The following is a 26,931-nucleotide window of genomic DNA, read 5'->3' as shown; positions in this document are numbered from 1 at the left end:
TTTGATTTCTGGTCAGGCAGGAACCTTATTTAGTAAACAGTGCCAATGCTGATATAATTACAAACCTACATAAAATTGTTATGCAAGCATACGGATTTTTGTTGGTATGATAAGCAAAAAGCCGCTCTTATGGGAGCGGCCTGTTTCAGAGAGTGGGTCAATTAAATTCGGGCAAAAGTATTTATCGCTAAAAATGCCGGTCGCCAGCTTCGCGTTTACCGAGCATCACAGCACCTACCATGGCAACCAGGAACAGCACCGACGCCAGTTCAAAAGGAAGAATGTAATCTGTATAAAGCAGATTCCCAAGATTTTCGACTAATCCGGTTTTAGCGTCAAACGTAGCCGGATTGGCCGATGGCACCTGCGCATCTTTCGCCCGGAAAATCTGGATCAGCATCACCATCAGCAGGCCGCCGATAACGACCGAGGCCATCTTAGTAAGGTTGGTCTTCGAGTCGTCGTCCTCTTTCCGCAGGTTCAGAAACATAATCGTGAACAGAAATAGAACCATGATGGCACCGGCGTAAACGATGATGTTTACAGCCGCGAGGAACTGCGCATTCAGCAAAATATAATGTCCTGACAGGCAGAAGAACGTGCCAATCAGACCCAATACGCTATAGATCGGGTTTTTGGCTGTTACTACGCTGATAGCACTGAAAAGTGTCAGTATAGTTAACGCCAGAAATAGATAGCCGGTGGGCGTGAGCGTTTTGAAAAAATTAAGTGTCTCGGTCATTTTCTTGTGGTCATTAAAAGACGAATGACAAACGTTCTACGTTGCCGCCCGTGTCAGGCTGGGTTCGGTTGGAGTGGCTTGTACTTCTGAGTTGGCGATGCGCACGTAGCGGTCGTCTGATTTTTCAACCAGCCGGTCTTTGCCATATACAACGTCGTCGCGTTCCAGAAAAACCGGCACCATGCGGTCGTGGCGGAGATAGACGGCTTGTTTGGGGCAGGCTTCTTCGCACAAGCCGCAAAAAATACAACGCAGCATGTTGATTTCGTAAACAGCCGCGTATTTCTCTTCCCGATAGAGGTTTTCTTCGCCTTTTTTGCGTTCGGCGGCCACCATTGAGATCGCTTCTGCCGGGCAGGCAACGGCACACAGCCCGCAGGCAGTGCAGCGTTCGCGGCCCTGCTCGTCGCGTTTCAGGACGTGATGACCCCGAAAAACCGGCCCCAGATACCGTTTTACTTCCGGGTACTGAATCGTTACTTTTTTTCGGAAGAAGTGTTTGAGCGTTGTTGCCAAACCGCCTACTACAGCGGGCAGGTACATCTTCTCGGCCAGCGTCATTTCTTTATGGCTGACCTGTTTGGAGCGATTGGTGAGTTGCATAATGTTCAGTTTACTCAGGCCGTCTGCTGACGTACAGGGGCTTGCTTAGGGGCACGGGCCGACGAAAATACGGCCATGCCTACCATCACTACGACAATGAGCCAGGACGTATATTTGATGTTATAGAGCAGCCCGGCACCGGTAATGACTACGTTTAAAATCGATAGGGGGATAAACGTTTTCCAGCCGAGGTTCATCAGTTGGTCGTAGCGGAAACGCGGCAGCGTCCACCGAACCCACATGAAGAAGAAGATAAAGAAGAAGATCTTGGCAAAGAACACAACCACTGTAATCGCTGTAGCTACATTATGCCCAGCCACCGCCCCCAGCGAACCCTCGAGAGCCGCGCTCACTTCGTTCATGAACGGATAGTGGAACCCGCCGAAATACAGAGCCGAAATAAACGCCGATGATACGAACATGTTGATGTACTCGGAGAACAGGTAAAAACCGAGTTTCATCGAACTGTATTCTGTGTGATAACCGCCCACGAGTTCAGTTTCGCACTCGGGCAGATCGAACGGGGTTCGGTTACACTCGGCGAAGGCACAGGTCAGGAAGATAATGAACCCAAGCGGTTGCGTAAATACATTCCACTCGAAAAACGTAGCCTGCTCATTAACGATAGCCCGCAACGAGAGCGAACCCGTCATCATCAGAATCGCAATCAGCGACAGGCCCAGCGCAATTTCATAGCTGATGTTCTGCGACGCTGCCCGGATAGCTCCCAGCAGCGAAAATTTGTTGTTCGAGGCCCAGCCGCCAATCATGATACCATAGACACCCAGCGACACGACGCCGAAAATATACAGGACGCCGATGTTGATTTCGATGCCCTGCACCGGAACATCGTAGGCCACGCCATCCCAGCTAAACCGAATGCTGTCGCCAAACGGAATAACCGCGCTCGACATCAGGGCGGTAAGCATGGCTAAGCAAGGGCCAAGAATGAACAACCATTTGCTGGCCTGCGCCGGAATGAAATCTTCTTTGAAGAACATCTTGCCAGCGTCGGCAATGGGTTGCAGCAGCCCCCACGGCCCCGCCCGGTTTGGCCCGATACGGTCTTGCAAAAACGCGGCTACCTTTCGCTCGGCATATGTCGAGTAGGTAGCAATGAGCAGCGTTATCCCGAAAATTGCCAGAATAATCAGCCCTTTTACTGCTAATACGGTTAAATCCATTTCTAAAGTTGTAAGGTTGTAGGGCTATAAAGTTGTAAAGTTGAGCTGATAAGAACCAAAACGCTACAACCTTATAACTTTATAACGATCTAACTTTTTACTCTGCCGACGGCAATTTGGCGAACCGTTCGGCTGGTAATTGCTGAATGTCCAGTTGCGATGTATCGCGGCTATCATCGATGGGTTTGTACTCAGCCGCAGCCAGCCGTTGGCCGAAACTTGGCTTGATGGTGTCAGCGCGGTATTTGTTGGCCGATATGACCGATGCCCGCGAGATTTTGGTTGGGCCTTCAATCATCCAGTCGCTGGTTTTCTTTGTCTCAAAGCGGCAGGTGTTACAGATAAACTCCGTCACTTCGCCCCATTCGTTCTTGCGGCCCGTTACCCGAATCACCTCCTCGCCCCGATACCAGAGCGTCACGTTGCCCGAACAGGTAGGGCAGTCGCGGTGTGCATCGACAGGCTTGGTAAACCACACCCGATTTTTGAATCGGTACGTTTTATCGGTCAGCGCACCTACCGGGCATACATCGATTACGTTGCCCGAAAAGTCATTGTCGATGGCTTTTTCAATGTACGTGCTGATTTCCGACGCGTCGCCCCGGTTCAGTACGCCATGAACGCGTTTGTTAGTGATCTGGTCGGCGGTATATACACAGCGGTAACACAAAATGCATCGCGTCATGTGCAACTGTATATATGGGCCGAGGTCGTTCTTTTCAAACGTCCGGCGGTCTTCTTCGTAGCGCGTAGTGGCTTTGCCGTGATCGAAGGCAAAGTTTTGCAGGTCGCATTCGCCAGCCTGATCGCAGACGGGGCAGTCGAGCGGATGATTCAGCAGCAAAAACTCGACTACGCCGTTCCGCGCGTCGATGACCTGCGGATTGTTTTTGTTCTCTACCACCATACCATCCTGCACGGCAGTCAGGCACGAAGCTACTAACTTGGGCATCGGGCGTGGGTCTTTGGCCGACCCCGCTGCTACCCGAACCAAACAGGCCCGGCATTTTCCGCCCGATCCTTTCAATGGCTGATAATAGCACATGGCCGGGGGGGCTACTTCAGGACCGATTTTGCGGGCAGCCTGCAAAATAGTAGTACCCGGTTCTACCTCGACCTCAATACCGTCGATGGTAACTTTAAGCAGTTGTGATACGGCTCCGTCTGAAGTCATAATCTTTGTTGTTACGATAAACGCGGTCAGTTTACGGTTGGTGTCAGTTCTTTGCTTTGGTAAATGTGATACCCGTTAAGAACTTTTTGCAACGTGTACTGCCGCTGGTCAAACGTGTAATCAAATGCAGTAAAATACAATGGCTGGGGTTTTGGCAAAATAATGTATTTGACACCGCCCCGGTTAGCCATATCAAAAAAGCGACTGTAATTCAACGTTTTATTCTTGTTCAGGAAGTGAATTACATCGTCCTGGTACGCTAACTGATGCCGAAACAACAGTTGTTGCAGCATGTATCCTCTGAAGCCATCGCCCAGCACAGTTACCACTTCATCCTGCTCACCGAGTTGGGCAACCATATACTCACTTACCTGCTTCTGTTCACGATACGCCTGCTCATACTGGCCCAAATTAGCTGTGAGGTAGCGTTCTACCTGATACGTTGAGAAAAACAGCATCGTTATAGCCAACATGGCCGGAAGCAAGTAGTATGATAACGGGTAAGGCCGTCGCTCAAACTGCTCACAAAAATACCAAAAGACTGTCAATATTCCTGCGTATGCAAATTCATGATAATAACCTACGGCGGCCCCGTATTTGAACGCGGTGCCTGTCGCGAATCCAAAGAAAAGCAGCCCGGCAAATACCAAAAAATGTCGTTGAATGTTCTTTCCGGCGAAGTACCACTTGAAACCAATCAGGAAGCATACTGTGATTAACTCACTGGCAACCGGTAGAAGTGGCTCAAACGTGTAGTAGTAGAACCATGCTGGCAAAATGGGTGAGGCCAGACTCCCGAAAATGTTCAGGAAAAAGAGCCATATGTTTCCTCCTGAAAATAGTAATGTCAATGCCAGCCCAAAGCCAAACATTATACCTGCCAGTTTGAATAAGGTTTTCCAGCGTGCATTTATCAGTAGGAAACTAAGTATGCAAATTATGTGCACCAGACCACTCTGTTTCGAGAAAAAAGCCAATATAGCTGCTATACCTGCGGCAACGAGATACTTATTAAGCGTATCTGCCGGCTCTTGAAATGCACGTAGTCCGCAATACAGAAATAGAGTAGAAAACAGGAAAAGCAGACTATCGATGCGCGAATTGGTTAAGTGCCAATGTTGGAGGAGGGCAAAAATAGCCATCACCAAAAGCGCATTTTGCCAGAATCGAAGCCGCAGAATGTGTTTCCCGGTAAAGTAAATTACCACAAGGGCGAGCAGGACAAAACCAAATGACGCAAAACGGCTGGCAAGCTGAATACGGTAAATATCGGCTGGGTCCCAGCCCATCAGTCGGTAGGGCAAGCCAACAGCGTAGTAATAAAGGGGTGAGTAGTGCGTAATCCAGAACGGCGGTTGCTCAGGATCAGTGTAGAGTTGCTGATAGTCGGCAACGAGTTGGATACCATACGTGGTGCTACGTTCGCTGCCCGATATATCTGGGTGAAAACTACGCAGAAATTTTACCTTAACGAGTAAAATGGCGAACGTGCATATGGCGCAAAAGAATCCTGTTAAAGGATATACGTTATTTTTGACGAATTGGTAGATCCACTTAAGTAGCCCGAACATAGTCTTATTGTTACGAGTGGAAATGAAACAGGTCTTAATCTCGCCGTTTTAATCTTATAGCTTAAAAACGACGAAATTAAGACCCCATTGCTATAGTAAACTAACTGGTATCTACCGGTTAGCTATACTAAGGCCATCTCACCCCGATATACTGCACCTGGTTGTGTAGCTTCCTGCGGATTAGTAATGTGCCACATGAATTCGTCGCGGAAGTGACGAATGGCACTGGCTACGGGCCACGCAGCCGCATCGCCCAGTGGGCAAATGGTGTTACCCTCTATTTTCTTTGCAACATCTACCAGCAGGTCAATATCGCGTTCGTTGCCGTGGCCGTGTTCAATCCGGTGTAAAACTTTTTCCATCCAGCCAGTGCCTTCCCGACAGGGGCTACACTGCCCACACGACTCGTGGTGGTAGAACCGCGAGAAATTCCACGTGTTACGCACAATGCAGGCCGTTTCGTCGAAAAGAATGAAACCGCCCGAACCCAGCATAGTGCCGGTTGCAAAGCCACCGTCTGACAACGATTCGTAGGTCATCAGCCGTTTTTCGCCGTTTGCCAGCGTTAGTGCGAGGTTGGCCGGTAGAATAGGGACCGACGAGCCACCTGCTACGAGTGCTTTGAATTTATGACCCGGACGAACACCGCCACACCACTCGTCGGCATAGATAAAGTCTTCGACCGAAACACCCAGTTCAATTTCATACACCCCCGGTTTGTTAATATGCCCCGATGCTGAAATCAGTTTTGTGCCAGTACTGCGCCCAATGCCCACACTCGCATAAGCTTCACCGCCGTTGTTGATAATCCAGGGAGTCGTAGCAATTGACTCCACGTTGTTCACTACAGTTGGGCACTGATACAGCCCTTTTACTGCTGGAAACGGTGGTTTATTGCGCGGATTTCCGCGTTTACCTTCCAACGATTCGAGCAGAGCCGTTTCTTCACCGCAGATATAAGCACCCCCGCCCGGCTGCACTACCAATTCGAGATCGTAGCCGCTGCCAAGAATATTTTTTCCCAGAAAACCCTTCGCCGTTGCTTCGGCAATGGCTTTTTCGAGAATGTGAATCACATACATCAACTCACCCCGCACATAAATGAACGACTTGTTGGCACCCAGCGCAAACGAGGAAACAATCATCCCTTCTATCAGCAGGTGCGGGATGTTTTTCATCAGGTAGTGATCCTTAAACGTACCCGGCTCCGATTCGTCGGCATTGCAGACGAGGTAGCGGGGAACGCCCTCTGGCTTTGCCAGAAAACTCCATTTCATGCCCATCGGGAAGCCTGCGCCACCCCGGCCCCGAACGCCTGCCTTCTTTACTTCGTCAACAATGGCGTCGGGCGTCATGGTTTTCAACGCCTTTTCAACAGCGGTATAACCACCCTGTTTCCGGTACACATCGAAGGTTTCGATGCCCGGAACGTTGATATGTTCGGTTAAGATTTTCTTGCCCATGTACGTTCTATTTCGACAGTTCGTCAATGATTTCGTCTACGCGCTCGTTGGTCAGGTTCATGTAATATTTCTCGCGAATCTGAAACACCGGCCCCATACCACAAGCGGCCAGACATTCTACCTCTTTGAGCGTAAACTGCCCGTCGACGGTGGTTTGACCGGTATCGATACCGAGTCGTTGCTTTAGATGAGCGTACACCTCTTCACCCCCCATCAGGCAGCATGGGCCAGTACGACAGTATTCAATGACGTGCTTGCCAACGGGGTTGAGGTGATACATGGTGTAGAACGAAGCTACCTCATAAACCTCGATGGGTTCGATGTCGAGCAGCCCGGCCACGTAGTCCATGCCCTCAGCAGGTGTCCAGCCTTCCTGTTCCTGCAACAAATGTAATAGCGGCAATAGGGCCGATTTCTGCTTTCCTTCAGGATATCGGGCAATGATTTCCTGCGCCTTTGCCAGCCGCTCCGGGGTAAACTGTATGGTGGATTTGGTCTCGGTTGTCATAATTTACACCAGGTGTTACGCATCTAACTCGCCCGCAATCACATTCATGCTACTCATGATTACGATGGCATCCGATAACGTTAGTCCTTTGCACATTTCCGGATATGCCTGATAATAGATAAAGCACGGACGCCGGAAGTGAAGCCGGTAAGGAGCACGGCCTCCGTCGCTGATCAGGTAGAAACCCAGCTCGCCATTACCACCTTCAACGGCATGGTATACTTCGCCTATGGGCGCGTCGATTTCGCCCATCACAATTTTGAAGTGATAAATGAGGGCTTCCATGTTTTTATACACTTCAGACTTTGGCGGCAGGTAATACTGAGGAGCATCGGCATAATACGGGCCTTCGGGCAGGTTGTTGATGGCCTGCTCAATAATGCGCAGACTCTCCCACATTTCGGCGTTACGAACCATGAAACGATCATACGTATCGCCACTCTGCCCAACCGGAATATCAAACTCAAAGTCCTGATAAGACGAGTAGGGGTTCATGACCCGAACATCATAATCGACACCAGCCGCTCTGAGGTTTGGTCCGGTAAAGCCGTAGCTCAACGCCCGCTCAGCCGTAATGCCACCCACGCCAATGATACGGTCCATGAAAATACGGTTGCGATTGAACAAACTCTCAAACTCAGCCAGTACTTTGCGGAAACGCGGGAGCAATTCTCTGATTTTCCGAATAGCCGTTGGCGAAAGGTCGCGCTCCATACCACCGATGCGGCCCATGTTGGTGGTCAGGCGTGCTCCGCAGACTTCTTCGTAGATTTCGTAGATATTTTCGCGCTCTTGGTAGATGTACAGGAAGCCTGTAAACGCCCCTGTGTCAACGCCCAGAATGCCATTACAAATCAGGTGATCGGCCAACCGGGCCAGTTCCATCATGATGACCCGAATGTATTGCGCCCGCTTCGGTACCTCGATGCCCAGTAGTTTTTCGACCGTCATGTGCCAGCCCATATTGTTGATAGGACTTGAGCAATAGTTCATGCGGTCGGTAAGGGTCGTGATCTGGTAAAAAGGCCGCCGTTCGGCGATTTTCTCGAACGCCCGGTGAATGTAACCAATGGTTTGTTCGCCCGAAACAATCTTCTCACCATCCATTTGCAGCACGTTCTGAAAAATGCCGTGCGTGGCAGGGTGTGTAGGACCGAGATTCAGCGTTGTCAGTTCGTTTACGTACTGAACGGGGCCTTGCTCGGCGGGCAGGTTCTGTTGGGCTATATCCAGTTCTTCGGAAACCATATCTTAATGATTGAATGATTTAGTGATTGACTTGTTGAATAGGCTACTTCAGTCATTCGATAAGTCAACCATTCAATCTTTATCGTCCAAACAATGCGTCTATTTTGTCTTCGCGGGTACCATCCTCAAGCGGATACTGTTTCCGCATGGGGTGGTAATCCATTTCCTCCATGTTCAGAATCCGGCGCAGGTCAGGGTGGCCGTCGAAGATAACCCCGAACAGGTCGAAGGTTTCGCGCTCCATCCAGTTCGCACTGGCAAAGAGAGGTATCAGAGTAGGAATATGAATATCATCTTCGGACAGGTACACTTTGATGCGAAGCCTGAAATTGTGGATCAGACTGTGCAAATGATACACCACGCAAAACTCCCGACCTGGCGAATCGGGGTAATGGACCGCCGTGAGGTCGGTCAGAAAGCCAACTTGTAGGGTTTTACTGTTCTTCAGATACTGAACAAGCGACACAATCTGTTCACGCGTGGTGGAGAACGTCAACAGGTCGAATGGGTCGTCAAAATCGCTGACGGCCCCACCAAATTGATTTATGATTTCCTGAGCAACCTGTTCGTTAGTCAGCATAATGAATGGTTAATGTTCAATGAATCGCATGGCTTCACCTATTATCTGATTGCGGTCTATCTTCGCCAGCAACTCATCATCAGATAGAGTACCCTCAAATGCCTCTATTGCTGCCTGAGGCAAGGCCAGTACGAATGCTTCGTGAAGTGTTTCCAGCAACTCCGCGTTAGTCTGGTAGAAACCTCCCGACTTCCGGCGTTTGTTAGTACGCTGAATTTGTGCCACTGCATGGTTGATTGAGTTTTCCCATGAGCGGGTAGTTCGCTGTTCGGCTGACTTTTTAATCAAATGAATTAATAAAATTTCCATAAAGCTGAAAATTTTATTGGTTTTATCATCCCGAGCCATCTCGTCTAACTCATCAACAATATGCAACGCATCGGCATATCGTCCTTCAGTAATTGCCTGGCGAAGCTCAAGTAATTCATCCATGGCCTTGGTTAACTTTACTGAATATTATACGAGTTCAGCAGCTTTTGATACTCTTCGGTGTTTCGCCGACGCAACGATTCATTCTTAGCGAGTTCCTGAACTTGCATCACGCCTTCCAGAATCTGCTCAGGGCGAGGAGGGCAACCCGGCACGTAAACGTCAACGGGAATAATCCGGTCGATACCCTGTAAAACGCTGTAGGTATCAAAAATGCCACCACTCGACGCGCAGGCACCAATAGCAATCACCCAACGCGGTTCGGCCATTTGCAGATACACCTGCTTCACAACCGGTGCCATTTTCTTGGCAATCGTACCCGCCACGAGCAACATGTCGGCCTGGCGCGGGGAAAAGCTCGGACGCTCTGAGCCGAATCGGGCCAGATCGTAGTGCGACGCCATTGTCGACATAAATTCGATGCCACAGCACGAGGTGGCGAAAGGAAGCGGCCAAAGCGAGTTAGCCCGTGCCAACCCGATTACCTTGTCGAAAGAGGTCGCCGAAAAACCGGGGCCATCATAACTGGCCGGTGCTTTTGCAACCTTTATATCACCAGCTAACTGAATGTCGCTTGCCATAAATTACGTTGTAGTTGGTTACTGAAACAACGAATAAATATGATTAAAAATTCATGTTTCGGGGCTACTCCCACTTCAATACGCCTTTCCGAATAACGTAATAAAAGCCGGCCAGCAGCAAACCCATGAAGAGTACCATCTGGATGAATCCATCCACGCCAAGTCCTTTAAAATTCACAGCCCAGGGGTATAAGAAAATCACTTCTACGTCAAACAGTACGAACAGAATAGCAATCAGGAAATACTTGATCGAGATTGGGGTGCGGGCGTCGCCCTGAACAGGAATGCCGCACTCGAATGGGTCATCTTTTTTCTGACTATTGCGTTTCGGCCCAATGGAGTGCGTAACAATCATGGTGGTGACAATGAAACCCAATGCCAGACCAAGTTGAATCAATACCGGCACATAATCGGCAGGTAAGTACGTTGCGTTCATAGTTATAGCTGTGAATGACGGTGTAAAGGTACAACAGTGGTTTTGGATAACCAACCCACTTTCGCTGCACAAAAACAGACAATCCCGGCAACCGTTTTGACGCGGGCCACCGGGATTTGTAACACGTTGTCTGACGAAATGGTTATCGATTGATAACAATGCGCCGGGATACGTTGAAGCCCGAGGCCCGAACCCGCACAATGTAAACGCCCTGGGAAAGCCCGGATAAATCGACGGACTTCCGCTCGTTGAGAACAGGTACCTGACCCGAAAATAGTTTCTGTCCCTGAAGCGAGAATACGTCGATTTCGGCATCCGGTAAATTCTCAACTGTTTCAACCGTTACGCGTCCGTCGGCTGAAGGATTTGGGTATACGCTCAAGCCCCCATCAGCCTGATTGAAGACAAAAGATTTTAGCGGACTATAGTCTGACAAACACATTAGGTTGTTTCCGTTTGACAGGCGGAAAGTACGTTTGGTACGGGCCGCGTAGTTGGCCGTTACCGTGACTTTCGCCACAACGCCATTCTGCGGAATCAGTTCACCATTACGTAGCCAGTCAAACTGGTCCGTCTGTCCGTCGGTGCCGGGTGGTACAACCGCCTGGAGCGAGTATGTACCCACCTGTTCGATAGTTGGCGTCGGCACTTTAGGTCGAACCGTTAAACTGATACCCGAAACCTGTGGCGACCGGCAACCATAGACATTAACGGCCTGCAATGCGTAATTACCGGGTTGGTTCAGAGAAATAGCTCTGCCGACAGCACTGTTGCTCCATATAGCCGTACTATTTGCCGAGGTGTTGGCAATCAGCGACAGCGTTGAATCGGCACATATCTGCTGTTGTGCGCTGGCGGGCTGGTCGGGCTGGCTGGCTAACGAAACTGTAGGTGTTGTGGGCTGGATAGGAGCCTGCACGTCAACGGCGGGTGCCAGAAAGGTATTCCCAAACCGATCTTTCAATTTAGCCTGATATACTCTCGGTTGGGTTACTGTGATTGATTGCGTCCTCTGTCCCGAATCCCACACATAAGACTGGTACAGGTTCGGCAGCGTCATAGTAAGGGCATTGTTAGCGGTATTACAGGCCACTGTAATCGATGGCGTTGGCAGCGGTGGCAGAGGCCGCGAACTGGCAAAGAAGATGGAGTTCAGGCTTTCAAACCAGGCCCGGCCTAAATCATTCAACCCTTTATCGCCCGGATTATTGGTAGTTCGGTTGCCAAAATGAACATCATCGAAACGCGGAATCTGAATATTGTCAGTAAACGGCCCCGCAAACACGTTGTTGTTGTACGTGTTGATAACGTCGTTCTGGCCCTGAAGCACATCCTGACTGGTTAAACCAATCGTATACGACGAGCGGGCTAACACCCATGCAGGATAACGGTCTGTATCGGCGCGGGTTTTATTTACTAAATACTGAAGCCGTTGCGCGTATGTCGAACGGGGCGTTTTGAGCGGAAAGGTATCGTTCTCTCCCTGTTGCCAGAGAATGGCCCGCAATCCCTGCAATGAGCAGTAGTAGCGAAGCGCAATCACCAGATTAGCATACGGCATGCCTGGAGGGTAAAGCTCGTTGGGCGTTCCAATAGCATAAATATTTTTCGTTGGAAGCCCTTGCGCGCTTTCTGCCCAGTTTTGACTACCCGTAGCTGCCCAGGCAGTGTTGATAAACAAAACCGGTACGTTGAACCGTTGGGCAATCAGGTCGCCCAGAACACCCCAGCACCATGCACTCTGACCGCGCGGACCAATGATTGCATTGGCACTTAGCTGTTGAAACGTAGGAGCTGGTGGATCAGCCAGCGAGTTGGCAGTCGTATTATCGTAAACAACGCAGTTGACCCGGTCGTCGCTGGCACCTACGGCACCGAAATTCTGAAAACCCTGTGCGTTTGACTGCCCCGTAATAATAAATACCTCACCAATGCCAATCTTACGCACTTCGTCGCGGGCTATGACTGTTCCTCCGGCAAAAGCCTGTACTTCGAGCCTGTACCAACCGCCCTGTGCGCGAAGACTACCCTGAAAAATACTACCCCGTGGGTTCCGCTGAATAGTAACCCAGTTGGTGCCGATGCCCTGACCTGTTATTTCGGCCTGAACGCGGGCCTGTACGCTGTCGACGGGCTGATAATAGCTACCCGACAGGTAGATTGTACTGGTATTATCGGTTTCGCGCTGGAATACGGCCCGGCTCGACGGGTAGGTAATTTTGATAAGTTGCCCGTTCACCTGAGCCGAAACCTGGAGGCTGACGACTGTTAATCCAATAACAAACAGACGTGTTAATAATAGATAATTGTTCATATTTCGCATCACAATGACCGATTTCTTCCCAATTTCCCGCCGAAGTCATTTTGCAAAATGAACCGACCGCAAAAATCGGGCCTTTTCTACACGTAAATTACGATAAAAAAGCAAGTCCCGGTAAAGTGCAAAACTAAGAGTAATTTCTATGATTAAACGGTCTGTTAATTACTTATATTACAATCCGATCACGATTCGTTTTGACGCGTCGAAATCACGCGCCTGAACACGTAGTACGTAACTGCCTGCGGGAAGGTATGTTAGCTCAAGAGCCTTACGCTCGTCGAAGATAGGCACATTGAACGTTCGCAACACTTCGCCCCGGAGTGAATACAAGGTTAGCGTTACGTCTGTTAGGTTTTCCCGTAACTCAACCCGTACAATCTTGTCGGGGTTGGGGTTCGGGTAAACACTCAAGCCGTTGTTTGTTAGATCAACCGTAAAGACCAGCGGAGCAGACGGTAATGAGAAGCAGGTTAACGTCGGCGAATAAACAATGGACGACCGCGCCGTGTACGAACCCGACTGATTTGCTTTGATCACTGCCGATGAGGTTGCCAGCGAGTCAGTGCCCCGTCGCCACCGGAATTCTGTACCGTTGGTCGAACTAATGGCTTCAAGCGTATACGTACCTACGATGTTAACGGTTGGAGCGGGTGGTAAAGGGCGCAATTCAACAGCAGTTGGGGCAGATTGGGGCGAAATACAACCATTAACATCGCGAACGCGGGCACTGTAATTACCCGCCCGGCCCGTTGTAATCGATTGGGTAGAGTCGCCTGTGCTCCAGAATACAGTAAACGGCCCATCAATCCGTAGCCTGATCTGATCGCCTTCACAAATAGTAGGCGGACGATTGGTTAGAATAGTGGGTGCTGCGGGCAACGCATTCACCCGAACAGCAACAACCGGCGAGAAAGTCGACAGACAGCCATTCTGATCACGAGCCTGTACGGCATAGATGCCCGCTGTCGACACTATAATGTTTCGTGTTATTTGCCCGCTGGCCCAAACAACGTCATTCGCACTGTTTGCCGTAAGTGTTACTCTATTTCCTTCACAGAACGTAGTTGGCCCACCGGCAGTAATTGTTGGGGTTGGCGGTAAAGGATTGACCAGAACCCGAATAGCATCGGACGGCTCCGATACGCAATTGAACTGATTGCGCAGGCGCACCGAGTAGTCGTTCGTCTGGTTTACGGTAATTGCCCGTGTCGATGCCCCGTTGGTCCAAACGTAAGCGGCCTCTTGCGGGGCTGTTAGCGTTACGTTGCGGTCGGCACAGAAGGTTGTTGGGCCACTCGCGCTGATAGTAGGCTTGGCCGGTACAGGATTGGCCGTAACAACTACTGTGTTCGATGAGGCTGACGTACAGCCGTTCTGGTCAGTGACAGTCAGGAAAAACGATCCGCTGGTATTGATGGTAATGCTCTTGCTCTGCTGGCCGCCAGCATTCCAGTTGTACTGAACGTTGTCAGCACTGGCTCGCAGCACCGTATTATCGCCCTGGCAGAAGGTGGTTGGCCGTTCGTTGGCAACAACGGGCGTTGCCGGTAGCGGATTTACTGCCAGATTTATTACGTTCGAGTTGAAATCGCAGCCGCTTACATCACGTACCCGCACAAAGTAAGCTCCTGCGGTTGTGGCCGTATAACTTCGGCCCGTAGTAACAGTGGCACCCGTTTGTTGATTAAGCCAGGTGGCATTATCGTAGTTCGACGTTAAGGCCAAACTGTTGCCCACACAGATTGAGGGCGGGCGGTTGCCAACAACACTGGCTGCGGGCGCGTCAGAAACGCGCACCTGCGGTGTAAAAAAGGTGTTACCTAACGCATCTTTGACTTTTGCTCTATACAAGCCACCAGCCCCTTTTGTAATAGCCGCCGTAGTTTCGCCCGATTCCCATTGTACAGACGAATACTGGCCATTAATGGTAAACGTCAGGTTGTTGTTAGCCGCACACGCTACCGAAACCGTTGGAGGAGTAATCCCAGCAACAGGTACGGACCGTTGAAAAAACGCATCGTCTAAACTGGCATTCCAGGCGTTAGCCAGTTCCATAAGCCCGGCCATGTCGAAGTGAACGGCATCAGGATCATTAAGCGGAGGACGTCGGCGCGGAATCTGGATGTTATCAGTACTTGGCCCGGCAAACACGTTAGGCGTTGTGGCTATTACCTGATTCTGACCGGCAATTACAGCCTGTCCATCATTCGAGATCAAGTCGCCATAAGAGGCACGGGCCACTACCCAGGGTACAGGACGGCCAAAGTCCTGCCGACTTTGATTAATAACGAACTGCAACTCGTTGACATACCGGTTAGTTGATGTAAAGATCAGGTTATCAGCTTCTCCCTGATGCCATAAAACAGCTCTTGCCCCCAGTGCACTGGCATAGAACTGAAGCGAAAGTTTTAAATTAATGTAGGGTTGCCGTGGCGGAAACGGGTCTCCATTGTATATACTGATAGCTGTTCCGCCTTCGGGTGCGCTTTCGCGCCAGTTGCGTACAGGCGTTCCCTGAAAAGCACCATTGAAAAACATAACCGGCACATTCAGTCGTTTCACCAACAGATCACCCAGCATACCCCAGCACCAGCTACCTACGCCACGGGGGGCTATGGTGAAACCAGGCGTGTTATCGAGTTTGGTAAACTCCGGTTTGGGCGGGTCATTCGGAAACGCTTCGTTTGGGTATTTGTAATTAACACAGTTAACAAGATCGTTTCCTGGATTGGGAGCGTCGTAATGAATACCCTGCGCGTTCGACTGACCTGCAATGATAAACACTTCGCCAACACCAACGCGTTCGACAGTAAAGATTTCACCTACCTGCTGATCGCCATTCATACCCCGCACCTGTAGGTTATACCAGCCGCCCTGCCCCTGCAAGTCGCCGGCATATACGCCACCAGTTGGGTTACTTTGAATAGTACGCCAGTCGAACGAAGTGCCCCGCCCGTCGCGGGCCTGCAATCGGGCCTCCACGCGGGTAATGGGGGAGGTGTAATAACCCATTACGCGAAACGTAGCCTGATTGGCATTGTCGCGTTGGAAAACAGCTCGGGTAGTTGGAAACGACACCTGAATCTGCGCCAGTGTCAGTAGGGGCAACAAAAGTGCAGCCACCAGCACGGAGGCTAAGGAAAAGTGTTTCATAGATAGCTTTCTGCCAACTGCTCAATAAAGTCAGTGGCGACTTATACATATAGGAAACTGATCAAACAGGGTCTGACGGTACAGTCAGGCTCTGCCAAATCGCGTCTTTGAGTTCACTCAGACCTTGTTGGCTAACCGAAGAGATAAATGTAACGGGTACATTCTTCGGTAAATTGCCTTTTATTTTTTTTAAGGCGTCGTTGTCTACTAAATCCATCTTGGAAATAGCCAGCAACCGCGTCTTGTCCATCAGCTCCGGGTTATAGGCCCGCAACTCGTTCAGCAGCGTATTAAATTCCTGCCGAATGTCGTCGCTGGTTGCGGGAATAAGGAACAGCAATACTGAATTGCGTTCAATGTGCCGGAGGAACCGAAGTCCCAGACCCTTACCCTGCGAAGCTCCCTCAATGATGCCCGGAATGTCGGCCATTACAAATGACTTGTGGTCTCGATACGCAACGACTCCCAAATTAGGCACAAGGGTTGTAAACGGATAATCGGCAATTTCAGGCCGAGCCGCTGAAACCACCGATAAAAGCGTTGATTTACCAGCGTTTGGAAAACCAACCAGACCTACGTCGGCGAGTAATTTTAATTCCAAAACCACCCAATCTTCACGGCCTGGTTCGCCCGGCTGTGCGTATTGTGGAGCCTGAAGGGTTGCCGTTTTGAAGTGGTCATTACCTAAACCACCCCGACCACCGGCTAACAGAATTACCTCCTGACCGTCTTCAGTGATTTCGACGAGTTTCTCGGCAGTATCTGGATTTTTGGCGATGGTGCCCAGCGGTACTTCCAGAATAACATCGGCTCCCTGCTGCCCGGTACGCCGGCCTCCTTCGCCTGCTTTGCCATTTTCGGCTTTTACGTGTTTGCGATACTTCAGATGAAGAAGCGTCCAGAGTTGTGCATTACCTTTCAGTATGATATGACCACCCCGGCCACCATCGCCCCCGTCGGGGCCACCCTTAGGTACGTGTTTTTCCCGACGAAAATGGACAGACCCAGCTCCCCCTGCTCCTGACCGGCAGTTAATTTTGACGTAATCAATGAAGTTGGACGAAGCCATACAAGTTAGTTAATGCCATGCCAGCGGATGCAAACGCATCAATCGACTTTGGCTTTTGCCATTGATTTCTCAATTTCCCGGCAAATCGTCTCAAAAATAGCTTCGATTTCGCCAATACCATCAATGGATTTATATTTACCCTGCTCACTGTAGTAGTTAGCAACAGGCATAGTCTCACTATTATAAACGCTTACCCGACGGCGGGCTGTTGTTTCGTCGCGGTCGTCGGCTCGGCCCGATGTTTCGCCCCGCTTCAACAATCGTCGAATCAGTTCTTCGTCTTCCACGACCAGCGCAATCATTGTAGTGATGTCTGTACCATGTTGAGCCAACAACTGATCCAGTGCCTCTGCCTGCGGAACTGTTCGGGGGAAACCATCGAAAATAAACCCGGCTGCCGATTGGTTTTCCTGCAACTTGTGTTCAATCATACCAATAACCACTTCATCGGGTACGAGCAGCCCCTGATCCATAAGCTGCTTAGCCCGGATGCCTAACTCCGTGCCAGCCGCAATTTGTGACCGCAGCAAATCGCCAGTCGACAGGTGAACCAGGTTATATTTCTGAATCAGTTTCTCACTTTGTGTGCCTTTACCGGCACCAGGTGGGCCAAACAGTACAAGGTTAAGCATACGGTCTTCCGTGGGGTAGTGTCGTTCAATCGAAAATTAGCCTGCAAAGTTACGTTGGCACTTTTGAAAATAATAGCCACGTATGCAGGGTATTACTGTATTTTATTAACTGGAAACAAAGAAAAAAGCACAGAGCATGTAGCCTGTGCTTTTTCTATCAAGTTAATAGGAGCAGCTTATTTGCTTGCCGAAGCTTTCTTTGCCGGAGCTTTAGCGGCTGGTTTTGCTGCCGGTTTAGTAGCAGGTGTAGCAACAGGCTTTGGCTCTTCAAGTGCTTTCTTCACACTTTCATCGTTCGGATCAAGCTCCAAAACTTTATTAAAGTACTCTTTCGCTTTCGCATCATCCTTCCTCAATAGGGCAAAACCTGCCAATGATTTGTATGATGTTATGAGGTAGCGCTTATAATCTGCCTTATCCGTCGAGTCGGGATTGGTTGCCTGCTCAATGAATTTCTCATAAAAAGGAGTGGCTAATTCTGCTCCTTTTGCTCTATCATTCGAATAAGCGTAATAATTGGCACCAGCCCTGTAGTAATAAGCCAGCGGGTATTTTTTACCATCAGCTTCGATTCTCTGCGCCATCTGGGCAAAAGCCGAATCAGACTTCAAATAATACATCTGCTTTGCCTGCCGAATCTGCGCCGTATCCATTGGGGCTGCCGTGCTGTCCCGACCTATCCGTGGTGCGTACTGGTAACTGGCGAGACCTAACCACAAATAGTCATTATTTTGCGGCTTCTTATCATTGGCAATTGCCTTTGAGTAATATGCTGCTGCCCGGTCGTATCGCTTCATCTTGTAATACTTCTCACCGATCTCGCGATAGAGGTTTTCGACAGTGTCCTGTGGGGCTGCCTTTTCCAGATTAGCGATGCCAAGCGAATCACCTTCAGGCGTACCCAGTTGCCCATAGGCCCGACCAAGGTATTTATAGTCGTCAGAAATCACTTTAGCGGGTGCTGTCGAAATAAACCGGTTGAGCGATTCTACGGCTTCCTGCGGTTTGTTAAGGCCCAGGTTTGCCCAGCCGTACATCCGGTCGGCAATTGGGTTGTTTATTTTACCTTTCAGTTGGTCGAGGTATTCGGTAGCTCCTTTATAATCTTCGGCAAGGAAGCGATAACGAGCTACGTCGAGCAGCGTTTCAGGGTCTTGCGTTCCGCTCTTCTGCACATAGAGTTCGTAATTAGTAGCGGCAGATTTGTAGGCCCGTGAATTAGCCAATGCATCGGCGTAGGCTAAGTATGTTGGCGAAAATTCAGGATCATTCTGAATCGCTAACTTGAAAAACTCCTGAGCCTTCTGGTAGTTCTTACCACGCAGATAAAGCCGTCCAATTTTGTAATTGGCTTCTGCCAGTGATGGGTTCAGCGACAGCGCATTTTCATACCTGGTGATTGCATTACCGCCATCATTCTTGAGGAAGTACGCATCACCCATGAGCATTTCGATGTCAGCGTTGCCCGCGCCTTTCTTGTCTTTCTTGTGTTTTTCGTCCGCAAGTGTCAACAACTCCAGTGCTCTGGCGGGGTCATTGGTTTCCTCCGACAGCGTGTACATTTCGCCTGCCCGTGTCAGCACGTCTATGTTCTTGCTTTTCGTTTGTGCCACCGCATTGTCAATCAACGTTTTAGCTGTGGCACGGTCTTTTTTCATCAGGGCTACCCCCGCCAGACCTACGTTGTTCAACTGGTTTTTGGCATCGGCAGCAGCCCCTTTTTCAAATGCTGCTTTCGCCTGATCAGGCTGACCACTGCGCAAATAGTAGTAACCGAGATAAAACTGATTTTCAGCGGTTGGGGAACTGCTCGCCAATTGGGTTAAGTATTGACCAGCTTTGGTGAATCGCGCAGCTTCAATGTCCTTGAGAGCCGTAGGAACATCCTGGGCTACTACAGGGGCCGACAATGTGGCCCCAACGAACAAGATGGTCAACAGCGATTTCTTCTGATTGTTCATCATGTATTTCAGGTTGGAAATTGGAAAATGCTTAATGATAAGTAAACAGACTACAAATCTAAAAAATTGCAATTAAACATAAAAACTTCCTTATTTAGTTAGGTTTACTTCTCGATTATATGGTATCGTGGGCCATAAACCTAATTTATAGATTATGAGCGAACCCGCATCGCGAACCACATAATTAACAAGACCTCCTCCTAAACCAGGGTGCGTTTCACGACTCAGTACATAGACCGGACGGCGCAGCGGATAACGCATCATGCCTAAATCTTCCTGAAAAGGCTGATAATAATCAGCACGTTTTTCAGGATTTGGCTTGTCTGATACGCCCATAACCCGCAAATCGCGCGATAGCTCTGCCGTAAGCGGCTCGTCGCCATCACTGATCCAGTTTACACCAATAAAACCCAGTGCCGACGGGTTTTTCCGCACAAACTCAATGACTTCCCGATTCGACCGGGTCGTAAAAATTCGCAAGCCTTTCACGTCTTTCACGTTAAACTTGGTCAACACAAAGTCCAGATTACTGGAATTGTCATTGTCGAACACAAGCGTAATCGGCCCTGGCTGATTACCACCTTTAAGCTGCGACCACTGGCTGATTTGCCCGGCAAAAATGCCCTGCAACTGACTCATCGTGATCAGACTGTCGGTGTTGGCCCGATTGATAATCAGTGCTACACCATCGGTGGCAATCTTGGTAGTAGCCCCTTTTATTTTCTTTTGATTCAATACAGCCTGTTCGTTCGGACGAAGGGGTCGGCTTGCAAAAACAATGCGGGCACTGTCTTTGAGCATTTGATTGATAGCCTCCTGTTCAGGTTTAAACACTACCGTGAAATGAGCATCAGGGTAAATGCCAGAATAAGCCGAAGTCAGTTGAGTCACCAGCGGTCGCAGTGATTCATCTGCAGTCACTACTATCGACCCCCGCGAGGGGTTGTCTAATGCTTTCTCGTTTGAGCAGGCGAGCAGCCCAGTGAGCAGGCAAACGGAGACTAACGTATTTCTAATCATAACCCTGAAAGCGTTGGTAGGCCCGATAGGCTCTGAAAGCTCCGTAAACCAGCAACAGAACGCCCATTCCGTACCGTAGCAGGCCCGGTTCAGGAAGCATTCCGAAAGACTGAGAGGAGGCTATCAGTGCGATGCCTCCTCCCATGTAAGCCAGCGATGCTAACGCAGCGAGATAGAGCGTTAGCTGCGCCGAGCCTCGATTTTGTCCGCGCATGTGTTATTATTCCAGCGTGAAGTTAATCGGCAGGTTGTATTTCACCCGAACCGGACGTCCCGACTGTTTACCCGGACGCCATTTCGGCATACTTTTCACTACGCGCTGAGCTTCTTCATCCGTTCCGAAGCCAAGCCCTTTCAGTACCTGCACATCCTGAATACTACCGTCGGTGTTAACAACGAAGCTTACAAATACCCGACCCGATACGTTGGCCCGCTGAGCGGCTGCCGGATACCGCAGGTTTTTACCTAAGAACTGGCCTAAAGCAGCCATGCCACCCGGAAATTCAGGCTGCTGTTCTACTACGGTGAAGATTTCCTCTTCTTTCGGAGCGGCTTCAACGGCAACCTCAACCTTGGTAGGCGCTGCACTGGCTTCAGGGGCGGCAATTACTTCTTCAGCGTTTGGATCACCTTCCTGCGTTTTCTCAGCGGCAACGGCCTCTTTCAGTTCTTCAACGGCTGGTGGCGGTGTTTCTTCCGGCACTTCCTCGTCGGGTTTCACTTCGGGCGGCAAGAACTTCACCGTGTTCACTTTCGGCAACTCAACCGGCGGTGGTGGTGGTGGCGGTGGTTCGTTCGGATCGATAGGTGGCGGTGGAAGCTTCATTAAGTCTACTTCAACCATTGCCTGTTCTTCCGGCTCAGGCGTCAACGCGGTAATAATCGTCGGAGCCAGTACACCCAGTGTAAACACTACACCGCCTATAATCAGGGCACGCGTAACAGTTCTGGAGTAGCCTTTCCGAAGATCATAGGCACCATACGCCTTGTTCCGGTTCGCAAACACAATATCATCGAGTGTTGCGGTGTTTGGATTTTCTGCCATGGTGTTATGTGTCTAATTTAACTTTGTCTTTGAGAAGAGTCTTCTCATCCGGCGTTAGCAGGTCAACCAACGCATAACGTTTGGTTTTGGTAATCGCCATTTCATCAAGAACATCAACCATATTTCTATAGCTCGACTCTTTAGTAGGCTTGATTACAACAACAAACTTGTCGCTCCCCACCTTGCGGGTATTCTCAAGAATTGCCTGCCGAAATTCATACCCATAGCCAACGGTTTTCACTTCGGGATCCTCAGTGGCGGCCTTGCCAAAAATATAATGCGCCTTGTTGTCTTTACCCAGAAAAACCGTCATTACGTTTGACGCCTTAATAGGCTCAGTTTCAACTTCTTTTGTTTTATCTGGCACGTTGAGCGTCATCGAAGATGGCTTGCTCAGGGTGGTAGCCAGAATGAAGAATGTGATAAGGAGAAAGCCCAAGTCTACCATAGGCGTCATATCGACGCGGGTTGACGCTTTCTTTGACCGTACCTTACCACCATCATGCTTACCACCACCACCGCCAGTGTTAATTTCTGCCATAGCTTAGGGATGTTTTAATATTAGTCTGCTTTCCAGCCCGCTGGTGGAGCCTCTGTTCCCGTAATCAGGTTGAACTTGTTGATGTTCTGAGCCTGAAGCGTAGCCAACACGTTTTTGAATGCAGGAAACTTAGCAAGGTTGTCACCTTTTAAAGCAATCCGCAGGTTATTATTGGCTTTGCGTGCGTTAAATACCCAGTCTTTCAGCTCGTTCGATGCAGCGGCACCCGTTGAATCGGTTGGGATACCAGGCTGCTTAATTTTCCCCATCTGCTCATGGCTGAGACTAAGGAACGACTTTAACTGATTGATGGGCATACCGAAGTTCGACATCAGCGCGAACTCTTTCTTTTCCTTGTCGGAGAACGAGATACCTTTTGCGGTAGCGATGTTGTCCAGCATAGCCATACGGTATTGCTGGTTATCGATACCAAAGTATACTTTTCCGTCTCTGTCCAGGCCAATGGTCATAATGTCCTTGTCGGGAACTTTGATACCGGAAATAGACGAGGGGGTTTCGATGGTGGCGGCATCCTGCGCCCGAAATTGAGCTGTCAGAATAAAGAACGTCAACAACAGGAACGCCACGTCGCACATCGCCGTCATATCGACCGCCGAACTGGCACGTTTTACTTTAACTGCTGGCATAAGTTAAGTTTGGTTCAGCCGACCCAGCCAGTTCTGGCTGGGTCAGACGTTAGTGACACCAGAGAATTACAGGTACGGCTTAGTAGTGAGCCGCGAAGTTCTGCTGGATACTCAAACCGATTTCGTCAATGTTGTAGGTCAACACGTCGATCCGGGTTGTAAAGTACGAGTACATGATCGTTGCGATAGCCGCCGTACCGATACCCAAAGCCGTGTTTACAAGGGCTTCTGAGATACCCGTCGACAGAGCGGCTGTGTCAGGCTGGCCCGTAGCACCCATGGCTGCGAAGGCCCGGATCATACCAAGTACCGTACCGAGCAGCGCGATAAGAGTCGATACCGACGCCAGTGTTGCGATGATGGTCAGGTTCTTTTCCAGCATCGGCAGTTCGAGCGTAGTAGCTTCTTCAACCTCTTTTTGCAGAGCCGCTAACTTCTGTTCTTTGTCCAACTGCGTGTCGGTAGCCAGTTGCTGATATTTCAGCAGAGCTGTTTTTACCACATTGCCAATCGAGCCTTTCTGCTTGTCGCACTCGGCAATAGCAGCCGCTACTTCGTTACGGTCGAGCAGGCTTTTGATTTTGCGAACAAAATCGTCAATCGAACCCGTACCGTTTGCACGACCGATGGTGATGAACCGCTCAATCGAGAACACCAGCACCGTCAGAAAGCAGGTGAACAGGATGGGTACGATGAACCCTCCCTTGTAAACGGTACCGAAGTAATCGCCGGGCAGAGGCTCTTTGGTGTTGTCGCCTTCCTGGAAGTGGCTACCATCGCCGAAGACGAACATGTACACCAGAATCCCGATCAGTAGCAGGATGGGAATAACCAGTGCTGGGTTCAGACCGCCCGACTTCTTTTTGGGTGCCGCTGCTTTGGCTGGTGCTGGAGAGGGAGTTTGTGTTTTCATTGGAACTGGACTGTAGGGTTAAATGTAAAAGTTGGTTTGCCCGGTAAAAAAAGTGAAAATTTTAAACAAATCAGGTTTGCGACACTATAAATTTGACAAAATGCCCATCAAACCTCCACAAAACTATGTGTTTTCCGATGAAAACAATACAAGTGACCCGTTCAAAAATTTCTCTTTTTTAGTAATCCACCAACATTTACTTGGATATATCCGGCCCTGTAGAGTTACTTAATATACCCAGCCATTACAGGTAAAACCTTGTAAGTCAAGCGTCCTACGATCATTGTCTCCCTGTTTGTTTCGCAACTTCATCGATGTTTAGGGTGGGGTGTAGCTCATAAAATTATTGTTAAGGTTCAACTTTCATCAGCCTAAGCACACCAAAGGCTTCATTGACTGATAGATGCGGGAGAGCCAAAATTTCCACATTTGCCCAGTGAATTTTTCAGTGATTTAGCATGTGGGTCAGGATAGGATGCTCGTAGAAATAAAAAAGCCGATCTGTCATTGACAGATCGGCTGTGTCGGGATGGCGGGATTCGAACCCACGACCTCTTGCACCCCATGCAAGCACGCTACCAGGCTGCGCTACATCCCGAATGCGGGTGCAAACATAATGAAAAGTGCAGAATGAAAAGTGAAAAAAGATAGATTAAATCACTTTTTTCACTTTTCATTCTGCACTTTTCGCTAATTCCGTCCGCTGCCCTGCCTTGCTGGTGGCGTTGCGCCAGTAGCCTGCCGCTGCTGTTGCATCGGGTTAGGTCCTTGTGGCGCAAAGGGGTTGCTGCGCTGCTTGAACAACTGGAAACGAGTGGGTTGCGAAACACGCGGGAACGCATTGTTTTCCGTATCGATGTCGGCAATCTCCTGATAGGGGTCGAGCGTCCACTGGGTGACTTTCTTGCTGGTGGCGATCACCTTCTTGACCGACACATCGTTGAACCGCCAGATCTCCGCCGGAAACCGCGCCACCGAATCCGTGCCGTCCTCAAACTGCATCCGAATGATGACCGGCATGGGCAGACCCCCCTTGTTCTTCACCGAGAGCGTGTAGTAGTGGGTCTGGCTGCTGCTCGCCAGCGTCTTACGCTCCTCCTCGCTCAGCGTTGCCAGATAGTCCTGATAGCGTTTTTTGTCGGCCTCGGTCACGGCGTAGGGGTCGTAGCGGTTGTAGAAGTCGGTCATGGTGCTGTCCTGGGCGATGACGGTCTGGTCTTTGGTGGCCGCATCGCGCTGGCGGCTGATGGTGTTGAGCCTGCGCTGGGCTGCGGTGCGGGCCTCGGCTTTGGCGACTTCGGGGTTCTGGCTGCTGGGCTGAAACCAGTCGACGTCGAGCAGTTCCTGATCGACGGCTTCGGTGCCGTAGAACCAGCCTTTCCAGAACCAGTCCAGATCGACGCCCGACGCGTCTTCGAGGGTGCGGAAGAAGTCGGCGGGTTCGGGGCTTTTGAAGGCCCACCGGCGGGCGTATTCTTTGAAGGCGTAGTCGAAGAGGTCGCGGCCCATGACGGTCTCGCGCAGAATGTTCAACGCCGTGGCCGGTTTGGCGTAGGCATTCGGGCCAAGACTGATGACATTGTCAGACGAAGTCATTATCGGTGAAAGCACCGCCTTGTCAGATTTCATGTAATCGACAATCTGTTGCGGCTCACCGCGTCGGGTAGGATAGTTGTAATCCCACTCTTTTTCGGCCAGATACTGACAGAACGTGTTCAGCCCCTCGTCCATCCAGGTCCACTGCCGTTCGTCGGAGTTAACGATCATGGGGAAGAAATTGTGGCCCACTTCGTGGATGATTACGCCGATCATGCCGTACTTAACCTGCTCCGAGTAGGTGCCATCGGGTTCGGGCCGACCACCGTTGAAAGAAATCATCGGATACTCCATACCACCACCCGGTGTGGCGTGGCATGAGATAGCAACAGGGTAGGGGTATTTGATCGTCCGATTGCCGTACGATTTCAACGTATGTTCAACAACGCGGGTCGAATATTGCCCCCAGAGCGGATTTCCTTCTTTCGAATAAAAAGACATGCTCCAGATTTTTCGCCCATCGCCATATACATCGGTCTGCATGGCGTCCCAGATAAATCTGCGGCTGGCTGTAAAGGCAAAATCGCGCACATTGTCGGCTTTATAAACCCAGGTCTTTTTTGCAGTAGTGCCGCCCGCTTTTGTTTTTTCGGCAGCAACAGCCTCGTCCTGCGTAACAATTACAACCGGTGTTTTCGAGTTGGCCGCCTGCGCCAGACGCTTTTGCTGCGTAGCATTCAAGACCTGTTTGTAGTTCTGACACTCGCCGGTTGCCCCAACCACAAAGTCGGCAGGAACAGTGATGGCCGCTTTGTAATTACCGAAGATAAGCGTGAATTCGCCCTGTCCCAGAAATTGCTTATTCTGCCAGCCCGTTACGTCGTTGTAGGCGCATAAGCGCGGAAACCAGTGGGCGATGAAATAATTATAGTTGCCATCTGTCGGGAAGAACTCCATACCCGAACGACCATAATACTCTGTCACAAAGTAGTTCCAGTCAATGTTAAACGAGTAACTGCCTCCGGGCCGCAGGGGTGCTGGCAGGTCAATCCGCATCATGGTTTGGTTGATTGTATACTTGAGCGGACTGCGTGTTTTGCCATCCGTGACGGCAGTAATGGTGTATCCGTACTTGTCAGACGCCTGTTGCTGACTACGCTCCCGCACGGAGGTAAGATTCTGCAACTGCGAAAAACTCATACCGTTTTCATTGACGCCACCCGTGCGCGTTACGCTGCCCGTTGAACCCTTGGCGAATAGATTCTGATCGAGTTGCAGCCAGATGTACGGCAAAACATCGGTCGAGTTGTTATAATACGTAACGGTTTCAGAACCAATGATTTTCTGCTGGGCATCGTCGAGTTCAACCTTGATGTCGTAGTCGGCCCGGTTCTGGAAATAGTCTTTGCCGGGTGCGCCCGACGCAGTACGGAAGGTGTTGGGCGTGGGCAAGACGGAGCCAAGCTGCTCGAAGCGCGAGTTGGCGTTTTGGGTGGGAGCCTGACCCGGCTGTGCCAGGGCAGCGGTGCCTGTCAGAAAAACAGCACAGGCAATTAGCAAACGATTCTTCATACG

The 26,931-nt window shown here is 50.1% G+C and carries 24 protein-coding genes and 1 tRNA gene; all 25 read right to left on the bottom strand.

Annotation, left to right across the window (positions count from 1 at the left end):
• Positions 1 to 187: 187 nt before the first annotated feature.
• The 25 genes from AWR27_RS19070 to AWR27_RS18950 all read right to left on the bottom strand — a co-directional run bounded on the left by AWR27_RS19070 (position 188) and on the right by AWR27_RS18950 (position 26,928).
• The gene (locus AWR27_RS19070; protein WP_077132663.1) at positions 188 to 742 is read right to left on the bottom strand and encodes an NADH-quinone oxidoreductase subunit J family protein; all 555 of its coding nucleotides are present in this window, start codon (positions 740 to 742) and stop codon (positions 188 to 190) included.
• A 36-nt stretch (positions 743 to 778) separates the two neighbouring features.
• Positions 779 to 1,345, bottom strand: a complete 567-nt coding sequence (locus tag AWR27_RS19065; RefSeq protein ID WP_077132662.1) for a NuoI/complex I 23 kDa subunit family protein — start codon at positions 1,343 to 1,345, stop codon at positions 779 to 781.
• Positions 1,346 to 1,359: 14 nt separating this feature from the next.
• A complete protein-coding gene (gene nuoH / locus AWR27_RS19060) occupies positions 1,360 to 2,529 on the bottom strand; it encodes an NADH-quinone oxidoreductase subunit NuoH (protein WP_077132661.1) in 1,170 nt (389 codons plus the stop codon).
• Positions 2,530 to 2,626: 97 nt separating this feature from the next.
• Positions 2,627 to 3,703 (bottom strand): NADH-quinone oxidoreductase subunit G, encoded by a 1,077-nt coding sequence (locus AWR27_RS19055; protein WP_077132660.1) that lies wholly within the window; start codon positions 3,701 to 3,703, stop codon positions 2,627 to 2,629.
• Positions 3,704 to 3,729: 26 nt separating this feature from the next.
• Positions 3,730 to 5,274, bottom strand: a complete 1,545-nt coding sequence (locus AWR27_RS19050) for a glycosyltransferase family 39 protein (RefSeq protein WP_077132659.1) — start codon at positions 5,272 to 5,274, stop codon at positions 3,730 to 3,732.
• A 122-nt stretch (positions 5,275 to 5,396) separates the two neighbouring features.
• Complete coding sequence (nuoF, locus tag AWR27_RS19045) at positions 5,397 to 6,737, bottom strand: NADH-quinone oxidoreductase subunit NuoF (RefSeq protein WP_077132658.1); 1,341 nt, start codon at positions 6,735 to 6,737, stop codon at positions 5,397 to 5,399.
• Between the two features lie 7 nt (positions 6,738 to 6,744).
• Positions 6,745 to 7,245 carry an NADH-quinone oxidoreductase subunit NuoE family protein gene (locus AWR27_RS19040; protein WP_077132657.1) on the bottom strand — a complete coding sequence of 167 codons (501 nt, stop codon included), beginning with the start codon at positions 7,243 to 7,245 and terminating at the stop codon, positions 6,745 to 6,747.
• Positions 7,246 to 7,260: 15 nt separating this feature from the next.
• On the bottom strand, positions 7,261 to 8,493 hold the full coding sequence (nuoD, locus tag AWR27_RS19035) for an NADH dehydrogenase (quinone) subunit D (protein WP_077132656.1): 1,233 nt from the start codon (positions 8,491 to 8,493) through the stop codon (positions 7,261 to 7,263).
• 79 nt (positions 8,494 to 8,572) lie between these two features.
• Positions 8,573 to 9,073: an NADH-quinone oxidoreductase subunit C gene (locus AWR27_RS19030; protein ID WP_077132655.1), complete on the bottom strand. Its 501-nt coding sequence runs from the start codon at positions 9,071 to 9,073 to the stop codon at positions 8,573 to 8,575.
• A 9-nt stretch (positions 9,074 to 9,082) separates the two neighbouring features.
• Complete coding sequence (locus AWR27_RS19025; protein WP_077132654.1) at positions 9,083 to 9,505, bottom strand: DUF29 family protein; 423 nt, start codon at positions 9,503 to 9,505, stop codon at positions 9,083 to 9,085.
• Between the two features lie 14 nt (positions 9,506 to 9,519).
• Positions 9,520 to 10,083, bottom strand: a complete 564-nt coding sequence (locus tag AWR27_RS19020) for an NADH-quinone oxidoreductase subunit B (protein WP_077132653.1) — start codon at positions 10,081 to 10,083, stop codon at positions 9,520 to 9,522.
• A gap of 64 nt (positions 10,084 to 10,147) precedes the next feature.
• On the bottom strand, positions 10,148 to 10,519 hold the full coding sequence (locus AWR27_RS19015) for an NADH-quinone oxidoreductase subunit A (RefSeq protein ID WP_077132652.1): 372 nt from the start codon (positions 10,517 to 10,519) through the stop codon (positions 10,148 to 10,150).
• Between the two features lie 142 nt (positions 10,520 to 10,661).
• Positions 10,662 to 12,833, bottom strand: a complete 2,172-nt coding sequence (locus AWR27_RS19010; RefSeq protein WP_077134083.1) for a T9SS type A sorting domain-containing protein — start codon at positions 12,831 to 12,833, stop codon at positions 10,662 to 10,664.
• A gap of 177 nt (positions 12,834 to 13,010) precedes the next feature.
• Complete coding sequence (locus AWR27_RS19005) at positions 13,011 to 15,992, bottom strand: T9SS type A sorting domain-containing protein (protein WP_077132651.1); 2,982 nt, start codon at positions 15,990 to 15,992, stop codon at positions 13,011 to 13,013.
• 61 nt (positions 15,993 to 16,053) lie between these two features.
• Positions 16,054 to 17,061 carry a GTPase ObgE gene (gene obgE, locus AWR27_RS19000; protein WP_077132650.1) on the bottom strand — a complete coding sequence of 336 codons (1,008 nt, stop codon included), beginning with the start codon at positions 17,059 to 17,061 and terminating at the stop codon, positions 16,054 to 16,056.
• Positions 17,062 to 17,099: 38 nt separating this feature from the next.
• Positions 17,100 to 17,693, bottom strand: coding sequence for an adenylate kinase (locus AWR27_RS18995; protein WP_077132649.1), 594 nt, complete (start codon positions 17,691 to 17,693; stop codon positions 17,100 to 17,102).
• A gap of 176 nt (positions 17,694 to 17,869) precedes the next feature.
• Positions 17,870 to 19,657 (bottom strand): tetratricopeptide repeat protein, encoded by a 1,788-nt coding sequence (locus tag AWR27_RS18990; RefSeq protein WP_077132648.1) that lies wholly within the window; start codon positions 19,655 to 19,657, stop codon positions 17,870 to 17,872.
• A gap of 87 nt (positions 19,658 to 19,744) precedes the next feature.
• Positions 19,745 to 20,674, bottom strand: coding sequence for a PstS family phosphate ABC transporter substrate-binding protein (locus AWR27_RS18985; protein ID WP_077132647.1), 930 nt, complete (start codon positions 20,672 to 20,674; stop codon positions 19,745 to 19,747).
• Entirely contained in the window at positions 20,667 to 20,888 is a 222-nt protein-coding gene (locus AWR27_RS18980) for a hypothetical protein (protein WP_077132646.1), read from the bottom strand. The genes AWR27_RS18985 and AWR27_RS18980 overlap by 8 nt, the downstream gene beginning before the upstream one ends.
• 6 nt (positions 20,889 to 20,894) lie before the next feature.
• Complete coding sequence (locus tag AWR27_RS18975; RefSeq protein ID WP_077132645.1) at positions 20,895 to 21,719, bottom strand: energy transducer TonB; 825 nt, start codon at positions 21,717 to 21,719, stop codon at positions 20,895 to 20,897.
• 4 nt (positions 21,720 to 21,723) lie between these two features.
• A complete protein-coding gene (locus AWR27_RS18970) occupies positions 21,724 to 22,260 on the bottom strand; it encodes an ExbD/TolR family protein (protein ID WP_077132644.1) in 537 nt (178 codons plus the stop codon).
• Between the two features lie 20 nt (positions 22,261 to 22,280).
• The gene (locus AWR27_RS18965; protein WP_077132643.1) at positions 22,281 to 22,907 is read right to left on the bottom strand and encodes an ExbD/TolR family protein; all 627 of its coding nucleotides are present in this window, start codon (positions 22,905 to 22,907) and stop codon (positions 22,281 to 22,283) included.
• A gap of 79 nt (positions 22,908 to 22,986) precedes the next feature.
• Complete coding sequence (locus tag AWR27_RS18960; protein ID WP_077132642.1) at positions 22,987 to 23,820, bottom strand: MotA/TolQ/ExbB proton channel family protein; 834 nt, start codon at positions 23,818 to 23,820, stop codon at positions 22,987 to 22,989.
• 524 nt (positions 23,821 to 24,344) lie between these two features.
• Positions 24,345 to 24,418, bottom strand: a tRNA-Pro gene (locus tag AWR27_RS18955).
• A gap of 92 nt (positions 24,419 to 24,510) precedes the next feature.
• Positions 24,511 to 26,928 (bottom strand): M1 family metallopeptidase, encoded by a 2,418-nt coding sequence (locus AWR27_RS18950; protein WP_077132641.1) that lies wholly within the window; start codon positions 26,926 to 26,928, stop codon positions 24,511 to 24,513.
• Positions 26,929 to 26,931 lie beyond the last annotated feature (3 nt).

Source organism: Spirosoma montaniterrae (assembly GCF_001988955.1).
Classification (GTDB): Bacteria; Bacteroidota; Bacteroidia; order Cytophagales; family Spirosomataceae; genus Spirosoma; species Spirosoma montaniterrae.
Note: the sequence above shows the minus strand (reverse complement) of the source record. Positions and strands in the feature narration are given on the sequence as shown.